The sequence below is a fragment of the Polaribacter sp. 11A2H genome (assembly GCF_011379025.1).
GTDB lineage: Bacteria > Bacteroidota > Bacteroidia > Flavobacteriales > Flavobacteriaceae > Polaribacter.
In genome coordinates this window covers 295,114-310,551 of record NZ_WTLD01000003.1, presented here as the reverse complement: position 1 = coordinate 310,551, position 15,438 = coordinate 295,114, and the positions used below count along the sequence as shown (strand labels likewise).

The window sequence follows — 15,438 nt, the reverse complement described above, 5'->3', positions numbered from 1 at the left end:
AGCTCAAAAAAGAGCTCAAACAAACCGTTCAATCGCTAACGCGTGGTTTGTTAGTGTCATTTAATTTTAAACATGTTACTCCAAAGCGTTGAAAAGCTTCTCAATAGTTTAAAAAAAAATTAAACACAATATCCAGATCGCTTTGCGTCTTTGCGCCTTTGCGAGATCCCCCTTCAATCCAGGAACCACATCGAAACCCAACTTTCTAACAAGGTTTCAAAAACCTTATCACTATTTATTTATAATTCTTATTTTTGTAAGATGCTAAAAGTAGATAACGTTTCATTTTCTTACTATAAAAAAAAATCAATATTAAACGATTTTAATTTCACCTTGCAACAAGGGGAGCACCTTTGTGTAATGGGAGAAAGTGGTTGTGGAAAATCGACACTTTTAAAAGCTATTTACGGATTAGTAGACCTAAATAAAGGGGAAATATTTTGGAAAGACGAACAAATTTTTGGCCCAAAAAAACATCTTGTTCCCGGTTTCGAAAACTTTAAATATGTAGCACAAGATTTCGATTTAATGCCTTACATTTCTGTATCGGAAAATATTAAAAAATTCTTGTCGAGGTTTTATCCAGAAGAAAGTGAGTTACGTACCCAAGAATTATTAGAAGTCATTCAAATGAAGGCTTTTGAGAACACAATGGTTAAAAACCTAAGTGGCGGACAAAAACAGCGTGTTGCTATTGCAAGAGCTTTGGCAAAAGAACCAGAGTTATTGTTGTTAGACGAACCATTCGGACAAATAGATAACTTTAAAAAGAACTCTTTACGTAGAAATTTATTCAGTTATTTAAAAGAGAAAAATATTGCTTGTATTATTGCAACACACGATAAAAATGATGCACTTTCTTTTGCAGATAAGCTCATCATTATCAAAGACAATAAAATTATAGCAGACAATTCTCCTAAAGAGATTTATAACAATCCAACAGAAAAATACGTTGCCGCCTTGTTTGATGATGTAAATGAAGTTATTATCAACAATAAAATAGTTTTAGTATATCCACATCAAATAAAAGTAGTAGAAAATTCTGAATTAAAAGCAACCGTTTTAAACTCTTATTTTAAAGGTTCTTATTGGTTATTAGAAGCTGAATTTAATGGTCAAAATGTGTTTTTTAATCATGATTCTATTTTGGTTCAAGGTGCTAGAATTGATCTAAAATTTTTGTAGTTATGCCACTTTTGTAAATGTAAAAATTACAAGCTATAACTGGTTTAAACTGAGTGTTAAATTATATTTTATCGTTGTTGCCGGCACTCGTTAAAAACGAGCGCTAGCGATTGTTTTAACTATTAGTAGGCTAGTGCTCGTTTGTAACGAGTACCCACAAGGCAATTGTCTTAAATTTTTATTTTAAAGGTTCTTATTGGTTAATTGAAGCTGAATTTAATGGGCAAAATGTGTTTTTTAATCATGTTTCTATTTTGGTTAAAGGTGCTAAAATTTATCTAAATTTTTTATAGTTCTACCACTTTTTTTAAATGTAAGAATTATAAGCTATAACTGGTTTAAACTGAGTGTTAAATTATATTTTATCATTGTTGCCGGCACTCGTTAAAAATGAGCGCTAGCGATTATTTTAACTATTAGTAGGCTAGTGCTCGTTTGTAACGAGTACTCACAAGGATTTTCTATTTTCAGTCACATTATTTCTTTAACCTAAAAAACCGGTTTCATCTATTTCTAAAATGGTATGATCATCTTGAAAATTTCTTGCACTAGAATATTTCCAATCGATTGAGTTTGTTACAAAACCAAGCTCAATAGGATTGTTATGAATATAATCTATTTTTTGCTTGATTACTTTTTCGCTCCACAATTCTATTGGTTTATTGTGATGTTGCCAAAATTGATATTTAGTTACATTCGCTTTCTCTTTCCCTGCTTTTTCAAATAACCATAGTAATAACTCTTTTCTACTTTCCTGTGGATTGTTCTTTATCGCTTCAATTATTTTTTTTGCAGTATGTTTTTTGAAATCACTTAGCAACTCCATAGGTTGCTCATTAGAAGATCTAAATAATAAATGGACATGACTTGGCATAAAACAATACGCATACAGTTCCATACCTTTTTTCGCTCTACAAAAATCGATGCTTTTTGCTAATACATCAAAATATACTTGCCTTGTAAAGACTTCTATCCAATATACAGTAGCAAAACTTACAAAATATAAAGCAGATTTGTTGTGGAACTTGTATTTTCGACTCATAGCTTTTCAAAAATACAAAAAAATAATTTTGAATGTTCTTGTTGTCGGCACTCGTTAAAAACGAGCGCTAGCGATTAAGAAATCTAAAATGATAGCTTGTACAAGTTAGTGCTCGTTTGTAACGAGTACATGTTAGATATACTCTTTATAAGAAACAAAAATATAGATACCATTCTTTGCTAGTGCTCGTTTGCAACGAGTACCGGTTTTGTATTCTTATTATTTCTAGCACCCGTTTTTAACGAATCTTATCGGGCAAAACTTACAAAATATAATGCGGATTTATTGTGGAACTTATATTTTCGACTCATAGCTTTTCAAAAATACAAAAAAATAATTTTGAATGTTCTTGTTGTTGTCGGCACTCGTTAAAAACGAGCGCTAGCGACTAATAAATCTATAATAATTTGCTCACAAGTTAGTGCTCGTTTGTAACGAGTATACGTAATAACTGTTTAAAAACGTAAGTAAATTACTCTACCTCAAAACTTGTTTTTTCCTCACCAATTTTAACGGTATATTTTCCTTTAGGTAAATAATATACATCGTTATTTCCTTTTTCAATTTCAGATTTTTTATTAGCTCTCTTAAAATCTTTCAATCCTTTTTTAGAAAAAGAAGCATCATAAACAGTTTCATTGTAACCTTTGTCTGCATCTACAGAGATTGAATTTACTTTTACATCATTTGCATAAATATCAAGCGTTATTTTTTTATCAGCATTTACATAAAAAGGAATTTTAACTTCGGGAGTGCTGGATTTTCTCCATTGACTTCTGGAACTTCCCCATCTTTTACTTTTTTTAATATTGTCTATATTAAAAAGCGCGATAGGTTTTGCTAAAACACTGTCATTCATTTTTTGAATTGCAGCAATATTGGTTTTATATAAACTACGTCCGTGTGTTGCAACAATTAAATCTTTTGCTGTTTGTTGAATCACTAAATCATGCACTGCTACATTAGGTAAATCTTTACTAAAAGTTTCCCAAGAAGTTCCGTTGTTAAAAGAAACATACAATCCGTTGTCTGTACCTAAATACACTATGTTTTCATTTTCAGAATCTTCTTTTATAACATTTACGGCAGCAGTTGGAATGGTATTTCCAATGTTTTTCCAGGTTTGTCCGTAATCATCAGACATGTACACATACGGAGTGAAATCATCAAAACGATATCCGTTTAAAGTTGCATACACACGTTCTTTTTTAAATTTAGAAGCAATCACTCTAGAAACCCATAAATCTTTTGGAAGGTTGTCAGAAATATTAGTCCAACTTCCTCCGCCGTTTTTAGAAGCATAGATCAAACCATCGTCTGAACCTGTGTAAATTAATCCAAATTGAAACGGACTTTCAGAAATAGAGGTTAAGGTTCCGTAAGCAACATTTCCTTCTTTTCCTCCGTTTGTTAAATCGTCAGAAATTGTTTCCCATGTATCTCCTTGGTTTAAAGATCTGTGTAATTTATTTCCTCCTAAATATAAAATATCTTGGTTGTGTTTAGATAAATGAATTGGAGTTTGCCAGTTAAATCGGTAAGGTTTTGCGCCTTTTTCTGGTTTTGGTTGGATGTAAATTTCTTCTTTATTTTCTCTATCAATTCTATAATAATTACCAAATTGATAGCCTGTATACACAATATTATGGTTTCTGTTGTCTATCTGAACATGCATTCCGTCTCCACCCATAATTGACTTAAAGGGGTTTTGCCCAGATTGATGCCATGCTTTATCCATTTTTGCATTATGTGGCCCAAACCAAACACCATTGTCTTGCAAACCACCGTACACATTGTAGTTTTTTTCATTATCTACATTTACAGAATAAAATTGACCAACGGCAGCATTGTTTAATTTTATCCAGCTTTCTCCATCATCATAAGAAATATTTAAACCACCATCATTTCCTTCAATTAGATGCCCCTCTTTTTTAGGATTTACCCATAATGCTTGATGATCTGAATGTACATTTTCTCTACTAATAGAAGTAAATGTTTTACCACCATCCTTAGATTTTATAATGCCAACTCCTAAAATGTAAATTCCATTTTCATCTTGGTTGTCCACTCTAATTTCTCCAAAATAATATCCGTAAGAACTATAAATTCCGTCTAAATAATTGGTATGTGTTTTTTTCCAAGAAGTTCCTCCATTAGTTGTTTTAAAAACTTCGGCACCAATTACTGGCTCTTCAAAAGCAATCGCCATTTCATCATCTAAAAAAGCCATCAATTCTTTTGGTTTTAAACCTCCTGGTCTTAACAATTGTTTTGCATTTTCCGCTCTAAACTTCTCTCTAAAACCATACTCTTTTAAATAGGTATCTAAAGTTTTATTTCTAAGCGCTAAAACGTCTGCGGAAGATAAATTTTCAAATTGCTGTTTTGTTAAGTTATAAGCTGTTTTATTTTTCTTAGATTCTCTTCTATATTGACTGTCATGTAAAGCATACACGGTATTTTCATTAAAAACAGCCAATCCAATTCTACCAACTCCATTTCCTGTAGGAAAACCACTTTTATCAGCAATTTTTGTCCAAGAAGTACCAGCATCTGTACTTTTATAAATGGCAGAATTTTCTCCGTTTCCAACAAAATTCCACGCTTTACGTTCACGTTCCCAAGAAGCCGCATACATTACATTAAAATTTTCTGGAGCAACTGCAACGTCTATAATTCCGGTATTTTCATCAATAAATAATGTTTTAGACCACGTTTTTCCTCCATCTGTAGTTTTAAAAATTCCTCTTTCTGCATTCGGAGAATATAAATGTCCAATTGCTCCAATAATAACTTCATCAGCATTATTTGGGTTGATTAAAATTCTACCAATATGATGTGTATCTGGCAAACCAACATTCTGCCAAGTTTGGCCTTTATCTGTAGATTTTAAAATTCCGATTCCGGCATAAGAAGAACGAGAAGAATTGTTTTCTCCCGTACCTACCCAAATAGTTCCGGTTTGCCAATCTACAGCAATATCACCAATATTTTGAGTTAGAGCATTGTCTAAAACAGGGGTAAGCGTTGTTCCGTTATTATTTGTATACCAAAGTCCGCCAGAAGCATAACCAACATAAAACTCTGTTGAATTTTCTGGATTTACATCTATATCTACCACACGACCACTCATTACAGTTGGTCCAATATTGGTAAATTGAACATTTTTTACCAAAGAAGAATTTATCATTTGAGACTTCTGGTCTAAAGATTGTTGAATAATATCTGAATCCGTAGCGGTCTGGGCAATTAATATTGTTGAAAAACAGAGTGCGAAAAAGGTGAAAATATACTTCATAAAAAGTTAGTTTGGTTTAAAGTGATGAAATTACCACTTGTATTTTCAATACCAAAAAAATTAACATAAAAATGAATTTTAAGAAAAATACACTTCAATTTAAAACAACGTATCTTTGCAGGCTGAAACAACTACATAAAGTTGCATTCAAAAAAGTATTTTTATGACATTTAAAGATTTAGGTTTATCTGCTGCACTAGTAAAAGCAGTTGAAGAAAAAGGATATACCAAACCATCACCAATACAAGAAAAAGCAATTCCACATATTTTAGAAGGTAAAGACATTTTAGCTTCTGCACAAACAGGTACAGGAAAAACAGCAGGTTTTACATTGCCAGTTTTACAATATTTAGCAGAAACAAAGCATGCAAAATACAGACCTTTACGTGCGCTAGTATTAACGCCAACAAGAGAATTGGCTGCTCAAGTACATGACAATGTAAGAGAGTATAGTAAATATGTAAACATTAAATCTGCCGTAATTTTTGGTGGAGTGAATGCAAAACCACAGATTGCAACGTTAAGAAGTGGTGTAGATATTTTAGTAGCAACACCAGGTAGATTATTAGATTTACACAGTCAGAAAGCAGTTTCTTTTAACAGAATTGATGTTTTAATTCTTGATGAAGCAGACAGAATGTTAGATATGGGTTTTGCAAGAGACTTAAATAAACTAATTAGTTTTATGCCTGCAAAGCGTCAGAACTTGATGTTTTCTGCAACTTTTTCTACTGATATTAAAAAATTAGCTTCAGGTATTTTGAATAATCCAGTTTCTGTAGAAGCAGAACCTCAAAACTCAACAGCTAAGAAAGTAACGCATAATGTTTATAAAGTTGATAAAGGCCAAAAAACAGAGTTTACAATTAAGTTGATAAAAGACGGAAATTGGAACCAAGTTTTAATCTTTACAAGAACAAAACATGGTGCAAACAAGTTAACCGAGAAATTGATTAAAGCAGGTATTTCTGCTGCAGCAATTCACGGAAATAAGAGTCAGGGTGCTAGAACAAAGGCATTAAAAAACTTTAAAGATAATACCATTAAAGCGTTAGTTGCAACAGATATTGCAGCACGTGGTTTAGATATTCCTTTATTACCGCATGTTATTAACTTCGAATTACCAAATGTACCTGAAGATTATGTACATAGAATTGGTAGAACGGGTAGAGCAGGAGCAGCTGGAGAGGCAATTTCTTTAGTTTGTAGTGAAGAAACTGAATACCAAAATGAAATTGAAAAATTACTAAAAGAAAAATTAAACACTTCTATTGTAGAAGGTTTTGAACCTACAGATACGGCAGCTCCTAAAAGAGCAGCAACGCAAAGTAAAGGATCTTTTGGAAAGAAAACTAGATCTTCAAATGGTGGTTCTTCTCAGGGAGATAAACCAAAAAAGAAGCCCCATTTTAAAGGAAATAAACCAGAAAGTACTTCTGGAAGAGGAAGAACTGGAGCGCCTAAAAAGAAGCGTTTTTAGATACTAATTTATTTAATTTACACAAATTTTATTATCCTACAAGGTTGTTAACTTTGTAGGATTTTTATTTTTAAATAACTTTTAATACAACTCAGTAACCATAAAGTTTGTCATTTCTAAATGAGCTTTTTAGCGATTGAGAAATCACCTAAAGTTTAGTAGGGGTTGTGTTAAGACTGTTATGGGATTCCTCAATACTTCGGAATGACAAGTATTGTGACTCAGTCTTGTGTGATCACTGCTATGAGATTTCTCCTATAGTATAAATGATAGCTATTGTGATTTTATTTTTGCGTTAGGGATTGTAATGACATCCTTTTTGCTTTTTCGGCAAAAAGATATAATGGAAAGCCCGCTCGAACGCCCAAAAGAAGTATAATTATTAGATGTTATTTTTAGTTTTTACATACAGTATTAAATGGATAATGAGACTTATGAAAAGAGATTTTTATATTTTGTGAGTGTTCAATTTGTAGCCACCGAAATATTGCTACCTTTGTATTTCAACATAAATTCATCAGTATGAAATACGATAAAATAGACTCACAATTATTTATTAAAAATCGAAAAAACTTTGCTGCTGCTATGCAACCAAATAGTTTGGCTGTTTTTAATTCTAATGACATTTATCCGATTAGTGCAGATAGTACATTGCCTTTTGAGCAACACAGAGATATCTTGTTTTTAAGTGGTGTAGATCAAGAAGAAAGTGTATTGTTTTTGTTTCCTGACTGCCCAAATGAAGCTTACAGAGAAATATTATTTGTTAGAGAAACCAACGATCATATTGCGGTTTGGGAAGGAGCAAAATTAACAAAAGAAGCAGCTTTTGAAACAAGTGGAATTAAAACAGTTTTCTGGTTACAAGATTTAGAGAAGGTTTTGTTTGAATTGTCTACTTATGCAGATACTTTTTACATTAATACCAATGAACATTATAGAGCAAATGTAGAAACGGAAACTCGAGAAGACCGTTTTACAAAGTGGTTATTGGCAAAATACCCTGCACATTCTGTTGCTAAAAGTAGCCCTATTATGCATCGTTTACGTGCTGTTAAAGACCAAATTGAATTGGATTTAATGCAAAAGGCGTGTAATATTACTGAAAAAGGTTTCCGTAGAATTTTAGATTTTGTAAAACCTGGTGTTTGGGAATATGAGATTGAAGCAGAATTGTTGCATGAGTTTGTAAGAAATAGATCTAAAGGGTTTGCGTATTCGCCAATTATAGCTTCTGGTAATAGTGCAAATGTTTTGCATTATATGGAGAATAATAAGGAATGTAAAAGTGGTGATTTAATTTTAATGGATATTGCTGCGGAGTATGCAAATTATAAAAGTGATTTAACTAGAACAATACCTGTTTCTGGAAAATTCTCTGACAGACAAAAAGCTGTTTATAATGCTGTAAACCACGTTAAAAAAGAAGCTACAAAATTATTGGTTCCTGGAACTTTGTGGAAAGAATATCATGTGGAGGTTGGTGATATTATGACTTCTGAATTACTGAAATTAGGTTTATTAGACAAGGCAGATGTACAGAATGCACCTAAAGATTGGCCAGCATATAAAAAATATTTTATGCATGGAACAAGCCATCATATTGGTTTAGATACGCATGATTATGGTTTGTTACATGAAAAAATGCAAGCAAATATGGTGTTTACTGTAGAACCAGGAATTTATATTCCGGAAGAAGGTTTTGGAATTCGTTTAGAAGATGATGTGGTGATTCAAGAAAAAGGAGAACCGTTTAATTTAATGGCAAATATACCTATTGAAGCAGATGAAATTGAAGCTATAATGCAAGGTTAATTCTTGTAATAGATACCTAAAAAGCGAGTTGTATGACTCGCTTTTTTTTGTGTTAAATTTTTATTAATGGTGATGCTATATCGTTTTTTAAGCACCTCTTTAAGGTACTTTAGTTTTAAAATTTTGAAGTAACTTTGCTACATTTAAATCCTTGATTTGAATTAATTTTAAAATTAAATTCATTTATAATAAGAATAAACCTATAGTACCAAAGAACGTAAATATGAAATTAAAGATTGATAAATTTGTTCTCTCTATTGTTGGAACTATTTTAATCGCTTATTTTTTTCCACAATGGGGAGCACCAGAAAGTAAAATTCCTATTGATACAATTAGTGTAGTTGGAATTTCATTAATCTTCTTTTTCTACGGATTAAAATTAAACCCAACACAGTTAAAAGCAGGACTTAAAAACTGGAGATTACACCTTTTAGTGCAAAGTGCTACATTTTTAATGTTTCCGTTGTTGGTTTTATTGTTTAGACCATTAATCATGAATGAAGAACAAGAAACCATTTGGTTGGCTTTCTTTTTCTTGGCAGCATTACCCTCTACAGTTTCATCATCGGTTGTTATGGTATCTATGGCAAAAGGAAATATACCTGCAGCTATTTTTAATGCAAGTATTTCTGGAATTATAGGAATTGCCATTACACCTCTTTGGATGGGTTTGTTTGTAAATGATGCCCAAACAGATTTCGATTTTACAGGCATCTACCTAAAACTGATTGGTCAAATTATTTTACCTGTAGTTTTAGGCCTTTTGTTACAACGTTTTTTAGGAGAGTTTGTTCACAAACACAGTAGTAAATTAACGTTGTTTGATAAGTCTATTATCTTATTGATAATTTATAAAAGTTTTGCAGAATCTTTTAATGGTCATATTTTTAGTGCTGTTTCACTTTTAGATTTAGGTGCTATTTTTGTTGGAGTAATATTCTTATTTATTATGGCTTTTTTTATAACAGGTTTTATTTCTAAAAAGTTAAAAATGAATACCGAAGACCAAATTACAGCACAGTTTTGTGGTACTAAAAAATCATTAGTACACGGTACCGTTTTTTCTAAAATATTGTTTGGTAACATGGCATCGGTTGGTATTATTCTTTTGCCTTTAATGTTGTTTCATGGCACACAGATTTTAATAATTACCATTGTGGCTTCTAAATTGGCAAAACGAAAGGAAGTTCATTTATAAGAAACTTTAAATAATCATAAAAAAAGAGACTCTTTTTTTATGAGGTAGTTCTACTTTTTCTAATCGTCAATATTTACAAAATCAGTATCACTTAAGGTGTTTAGAAATATAATAAGGTTGTTTTTTTCATCCTCTGTAAGTGGAATTCTATTTTTATTATCTTTAAGAATGGGATCTAGATTATCGGCATCTAAAACGCCATTGTCTAAATAATCTAACACTTCTTTTAAAGTAGTAAACTGACCGAAACTACCATAAGGAGCAGTATAGGTAATGTTTCTTAGTGAAGGAACACGAAAACGCATTAAATCGTTAGAACTGAGCGTTACTCTTGTGCGACCTGTTTCTTCGCTATCTGGGTTTATTGGGAACCCTATATTTCTAAAACTTTGGTCTGTAAACAATTCTGTACTGTGACAACTAGAGCATTTATCTTTAAAAGTTTGATACCCTTGTGTTTCCTCTTCTGTAAAAACTTCGCCTTCATTTCTTTTTACTTTATCGTATTTACTGTTTGCAGAAATTAGCGTGTATTCATATTGGGCAATACTGTTTAGAATCCTATCTCCGGTTATATTTTTATCACCAAAGGTTTTAGTGAATAATTCAATATACGATGCATCATTTTGTAGTTTTCCAATCACTTCTAAAATAGAAGAGTCCATTTCTTCTGGTGTAATTATAGGAACGAGTGGCTGATCTTCTAATTGAGATGTACTTCCGTCCCAATTATATTGTTGCATAAATGCCATGTTTTGCACAGGTGGTGCATTTCTTAGTCCAATTCGTCCTTCAATACCGATACCTTTTGCATTATGATCTGCAAAAGCATTTGCTTGAATATGACAACTAGAACATGAAATAGTGTTGTCTGCACTCAATTTCTTGTCAAAAAATAATTTTTCACCTAATTCAACGCCGTATTTTGTGGGTTTATTGGTATAAAATGAATTATTTAATTCTGGGAAATCTCCAGGAATATTGATTTCTATTTCTGGGTTATCCAAAATAAAAGGTTCGTAAACATCTTCTTTAGTACAAGATGAAATGAGCAGTAAGATAAAAATATTCAGTATTATTTTTTTCATTTTAAATACATTTTCATCTTTCCGCAATAGCGGGAAGAAGGCGTAAATGAAGCCGTTAACAAAATCTCAATGTTTTTTTAATAAAGAGAGGTTGTCTAAAAAGGTATTATTGTCAATCTGAATTTATTTCAGATTCTCAAATAACGTCAGTAAGTAGAAGTGTTGAAACTAATTCTACATGACAAAATTTACTGCTTTTTAGACAACCAGCTCTAAAGTTTAGTTTTCTACACTTGTAATAGAAAACATTCCTTTGGTATTCGTTTCTCCATTTCCACCAATATTATCTACAAACTGTACCATTACGTCTGGGCTCGAATGATAACTTGGCGCAGTTCCTGAAGTAAAACCTTCGTTTGCAGCATCTAAAGTAATAGATTTTGTTCCGCTTAATAAGTTTTTAAAATCTGCTTTAATTTTAATAGTAGGAGCATTTTCGCCAACCATTGCATTTGTAGTAAGCTCTAATGTAATATCTCTGTAAGCATTACGAGCATGTGTTTCTGCGCTAGACCATGTGCTTTCATCGGTTTTAGTTCCTCCTAAAACACTACCCGTATGGATAGATAATGGAGTATTATTTGTTCCGTAAAAACCTTCAATTTTTGTAAAACGGTACCCTGTTGCCCAGTACCAGTGTAATGATGTGTCGTTTGCGCCAGCTGCAGCATAAAAAGTAGGGAAGCTTTCTTCACTTAAAGTGTTTAACGCTGCCTTTACACCTAGTCCAAATTTTATTTGTGTGTAATCGGCTGTAGGAATATTACTTAAAACATACTTTAATGTTGCTTCTTTAGATTGGTCAATAATAGTAGCTCCATTGTCTAAGTTTTGTGTATTGTAAGGAAATTCATTTCCTTCTGCGTTTACAAGACGTATATTACTTATTATATATTTCAATTCAGAAAAATGGTGAGTTTGTCCTTCTGCAGAAGTGTTTGCTGTTGCTTCTGTAGATGTTTCATTTCCTAAAACAATAGTAGTTTCTGCAAATGTGTTGTTAAATTCTAACGTTACATTATTAGCAACAGGAATACTGTCTTCACTACAAGAAGTGATTGATAATGAGATAAGTGATGCTAAAAGGTATTTTTTTAAATTTTTCATTTGTATTAATTTTAATTGATGTTATTATTCTTTGTTTAAAAATTGATCTTTAAAGACGTAAAAATGTTACGTCCCATTCTGGGGATGTTTCCCCAATCTGCGTAGGTGCTGTAATATTCATTAAATAGGTTTTCTGCACCTACCTGAAAAACTGTTTTGTAATTATTAATGTAAAAAGTATAATCTGCAGAAATATTAAAGTTTTTGTAAGATGGCGTTTCGTCTTCTCCGTATTCTGGACTGTAATTATTTTGTTTGAAATCACCATTTAGTGCTGTTCCAAAACCGAAATTTTTATGAGAAAAATGTAGCGAAGTTTGATAACTCAACGGACGAATAAATGGTAAATTCTTTTTATTATCATCTAAACCTCTTGCATAGGTTAACGTTCCTTTCCAATGTAAGTTTTCCAAAATATTGTACTTGGTATTTAGTGAGAAATTGAACAATGTTGCATAATCTAAAGAGGTATATCCTTTAACACCCACAGATTGATAATTCATTGGACTCCCCAAACTTAAAATTCTTCCTATAATATAATTTTGAATATAGAAATAGTTCACTTTGGCATTGATACTTCCTTTTTCGTTTTCGAAGCCAGTACTCGCATTTACTTCATAAGAAATTTCATTTTTCAAATCTGGGTTTCCGATGTAATCATACCGATCGAAACTGTTATAAATATAATATCCATATCCTTCGGAAACAGAAGGCGCTCTATGACCGTAACCACCACCAACAGAAAAATTAAAATCACCTACATTTAAATGATAACTTGTATTTAAACTTGGTAAAAATCTTGTTTTTTCTTGTGGTGTTCCCGGGTGAAAAATCCAATTGAATTCTACATATTTAGAATAATTGTAATTGACACCTAGAGAGCCTCCAAAACTTAGTTGACTTGTATCAGAAATATCCCATAAATTACTTATTGAAAGTCCTGCGTAGGTTGTAGTAACCCAAGGCCAACTATATGCAAACATGGTTCGCTCACTTCTGTCTTGTGGATACATACGCATTTCTGCAATAGATAAATTATTGTAGGCATTCAATTGCACTTCAGATGATAAATTACCTTTCTGAAGATTTACTTTAGAAACCAAACCATACGTTGTACTCCAACCAGGCATGTCCATGTGAACCAAGTTTTCCGGACGTGTGGTATCATCCATATAATGTTCTATAGCATTAAAATACACTTTGGTGTCCCACACTTTTACAATTCCTTTTTCAAAAAATTGTTTGTAGGTAACCGATGTAATTAACGCTCTAGACAAAGACAAATCCATTGGTAATGCTGGGAAACCAACATTTTTAGCTCTATCAAAAATGGCATCTACTCTTACAGAGGATAAATCACTTGTTTTGTAAGCGACTCCTAAAGAAGCGTTCAATTTTTCAAACTGAGAATGTTGTACTTCGTCATTATTTCCGTCTGAGTAATTTGATGCTTTTCTGTTAGAGATACTTCCATCTACTACTAATTTTTCACTAGAATAAGAGGAGTTTGCAAGGTTAAAAAACTGTTTGTTATTAAACTCGAATCCTGTTTGGTAAGCACCTTTGTAATTCTCCCCAATTGTAAATGCGGTACTTTTCCTTTTCAAATCGATGCTACCAGCAACTGTTGCTCCATGCAAACTGCCCTCTTGTCCTGATTTTATATCAATATCAGATAAATTATTACTTTCTACATAAGACGTTACCGGGTCCATTTTATCGGTACAAGCGCCAAAAACATGCATACCATCTATGGTCACTAAAGAACGTTCTGTACTCATGTTATTCAACAACGGCTCCCAAGCATAAGCACCACGTTTAATAAAACTGATGTTGTCTGACGAGGCTAAAAATTCATCCACAGAAACTGCCATTTTCATGTCTGTTTCTATTTTATTTTTTTTAGCCGCTATAATTATTACTTCTTCTAAGACGCCACCTAAACTATCTTTTTTCTTCTCAACAGTTTGTGCATTTGCGAGAGTTGCTAATAATAGGATTGCTATCGTTATTATTTTCATATTCTTAAAATAAGATATCAATATGAAGTTCTCCTCTTTCTCCTTCTACTCCTGGAGTAAATTCGGTAGAAACTTCGTTTCCTTTTATTATTTGTTGATTTTCATCTTTTAAAATGAAATTCAACGTCCAATTCCCTGTCATAGTGTAATTCACAACTCCATGATACAAACCATCACTTTCTTGGGATAAATCTTCATTATAAGGTGATGAATGATTTCCCATAGAAGGTTCAGGCATTCTTGGATCTATTAATAATGTGTGATTTTCTACTGCTGAATACGAAAATTGCGTAACATCAGTAAATTCTCCTGAGGCATTAGTTGGCTTGTTGTATTTGTAAATACCAGCAACCAAATCGTTTTGTGCCACACGCGGACTTTGAGGTGCAACTAAAGCAATAAAATACTGCTCGTTATCATTGCCTGTAAAAGCCGTCATGTTTAGGTTCATATTTGTTTGCTCTTCTACAGTGATAACTTTATCGATAGATTGAGTTTTAGTATTATCAGTAAAACCGATATACAACTGCCAATCTACTGTAGAACTACTCTCATTTGTAAACACAACATATCCTACGTAATACCCTTCGGTTGCATTATATGTTAGATTATATTCATGCGGACAAGAAGATTTATTACCATTCGCATCGGTCATAATTGGTAAAAAGGTAATTTTAGAATTATCGATGTTCTCACCTGTTTCTAATTTGGTGATGTTTAGATGAACCTCATTATAACCTTTATACAAAGTACCATTTAAAGCTTCTATGCTAATGCTATAATTTTCATTATTTGCGATAGTTACTTCTTCGAACTCAATATATTCTGTAGTTTCTATATTTAATTCGGCTTCGTAATTCGTTTTATCTAGCGTACAAGAAGTTATTACAATAGAAATTGCAATTACAATTATCTGTAAATGTTTCATTATTTTAGGACTGTTTTATTAAAAAACTGTTGAAAAACTAGTAGCAACAAATAGGAGAACAATTACTCGTTTTTAAGAAAGTATATTGCACATTATCAGCTAAACACAATTGCTATAATTGCATTTTTACTACTAAAAAGAAATCGTTAAGAAACACGCTTACCAAACACTGCGTAAAAAGCTTTTGTTTTAAAAAAAACTTAACGGTGTGTTGTTCTTTACTATTAATTATTTCTAATTGATAGCACAGAACTAGATGCCTAATTAAAATTAATT

Annotated in this window: 10 protein-coding genes; 4 read left to right on the top strand and 6 right to left on the bottom strand. The window is 32.1% G+C overall.

Annotated features, from left to right (window positions below):
- Positions 1-261 precede the first annotated feature (261 nt).
- Positions 262-1,185 (top strand): ABC transporter ATP-binding protein, encoded by a 924-nt coding sequence (locus GQS58_RS05700; protein WP_166383758.1) that lies wholly within the window; start codon positions 262-264, stop codon positions 1,183-1,185.
- Between the two features lie 484 nt (positions 1,186-1,669).
- On the opposite strand, the gene GQS58_RS05695 is transcribed toward GQS58_RS05700, so the two are convergent.
- A complete protein-coding gene (locus GQS58_RS05695; protein ID WP_166383756.1) occupies positions 1,670-2,227 on the bottom strand; it encodes an REP-associated tyrosine transposase in 558 nt (185 codons plus the stop codon).
- A gap of 472 nt (positions 2,228-2,699) precedes the next feature.
- On the bottom strand, positions 2,700-5,525 hold the full coding sequence (locus GQS58_RS05690; protein WP_166383754.1) for a VPS10 domain-containing protein: 2,826 nt from the start codon (positions 5,523-5,525) through the stop codon (positions 2,700-2,702).
- Positions 5,526-5,688: 163 nt separating this feature from the next.
- On the opposite strand from GQS58_RS05690, the gene GQS58_RS05685 reads away from it, so the two are divergent.
- From GQS58_RS05685 to GQS58_RS05675, 3 genes are all read left to right on the top strand, one after another.
- Positions 5,689-7,005 carry a DEAD/DEAH box helicase gene (locus GQS58_RS05685; RefSeq protein ID WP_166383752.1) on the top strand — a complete coding sequence of 439 codons (1,317 nt, stop codon included), beginning with the start codon at positions 5,689-5,691 and terminating at the stop codon, positions 7,003-7,005.
- Between the two features lie 522 nt (positions 7,006-7,527).
- Positions 7,528-8,820 (top strand): aminopeptidase P family protein, encoded by a 1,293-nt coding sequence (locus tag GQS58_RS05680; protein ID WP_166383750.1) that lies wholly within the window; start codon positions 7,528-7,530, stop codon positions 8,818-8,820.
- Between the two features lie 223 nt (positions 8,821-9,043).
- On the top strand, positions 9,044-10,018 hold the full coding sequence (locus GQS58_RS05675; RefSeq protein WP_166383748.1) for a bile acid:sodium symporter family protein: 975 nt from the start codon (positions 9,044-9,046) through the stop codon (positions 10,016-10,018).
- Positions 10,019-10,077: 59 nt separating this feature from the next.
- Here the strand turns inward: GQS58_RS05675 and GQS58_RS05670 are convergent, their stop codons facing one another.
- From GQS58_RS05670 to GQS58_RS05655, 4 genes are all read right to left on the bottom strand, one after another.
- A complete protein-coding gene (locus GQS58_RS05670; RefSeq protein WP_166383746.1) occupies positions 10,078-11,106 on the bottom strand; it encodes a cytochrome-c peroxidase in 1,029 nt (342 codons plus the stop codon).
- 219 nt (positions 11,107-11,325) lie between these two features.
- Positions 11,326-12,213, bottom strand: a complete 888-nt coding sequence (locus GQS58_RS05665; RefSeq protein ID WP_166383744.1) for an MbnP family protein — start codon at positions 12,211-12,213, stop codon at positions 11,326-11,328.
- A gap of 35 nt (positions 12,214-12,248) precedes the next feature.
- Complete coding sequence (locus tag GQS58_RS05660) at positions 12,249-14,234, bottom strand: TonB-dependent receptor plug domain-containing protein (protein WP_166383742.1); 1,986 nt, start codon at positions 14,232-14,234, stop codon at positions 12,249-12,251.
- A gap of 4 nt (positions 14,235-14,238) precedes the next feature.
- Positions 14,239-15,162, bottom strand: coding sequence for a hypothetical protein (locus GQS58_RS05655; RefSeq protein WP_166383740.1), 924 nt, complete (start codon positions 15,160-15,162; stop codon positions 14,239-14,241).
- Between the last annotated feature and the right edge of the window lie 276 nt (positions 15,163-15,438).

Coding starts and splice junctions, on each gene's coding strand:
- GQS58_RS05700 (WP_166383758.1), top strand. CDS start 262: ATGCTAAAAGTAGATAACGTTTCATTTTCTTACTATAAAAAAAAATCA.
- GQS58_RS05695 (WP_166383756.1), bottom strand. CDS start 2,227: ATGAGTCGAAAATACAAGTTCCACAACAAATCTGCTTTATATTTTGTA.
- GQS58_RS05690 (WP_166383754.1), bottom strand. CDS start 5,525: ATGAAGTATATTTTCACCTTTTTCGCACTCTGTTTTTCAACAATATTA.
- GQS58_RS05685 (WP_166383752.1), top strand. CDS start 5,689: ATGACATTTAAAGATTTAGGTTTATCTGCTGCACTAGTAAAAGCAGTT.
- GQS58_RS05680 (WP_166383750.1), top strand. CDS start 7,528: ATGAAATACGATAAAATAGACTCACAATTATTTATTAAAAATCGAAAA.
- GQS58_RS05675 (WP_166383748.1), top strand. CDS start 9,044: ATGAAATTAAAGATTGATAAATTTGTTCTCTCTATTGTTGGAACTATT.
- GQS58_RS05670 (WP_166383746.1), bottom strand. CDS start 11,106: ATGAAAAAAATAATACTGAATATTTTTATCTTACTGCTCATTTCATCT.
- GQS58_RS05665 (WP_166383744.1), bottom strand. CDS start 12,213: ATGAAAAATTTAAAAAAATACCTTTTAGCATCACTTATCTCATTATCA.
- GQS58_RS05660 (WP_166383742.1), bottom strand. CDS start 14,234: ATGAAAATAATAACGATAGCAATCCTATTATTAGCAACTCTCGCAAAT.
- GQS58_RS05655 (WP_166383740.1), bottom strand. CDS start 15,162: ATGAAACATTTACAGATAATTGTAATTGCAATTTCTATTGTAATAACT.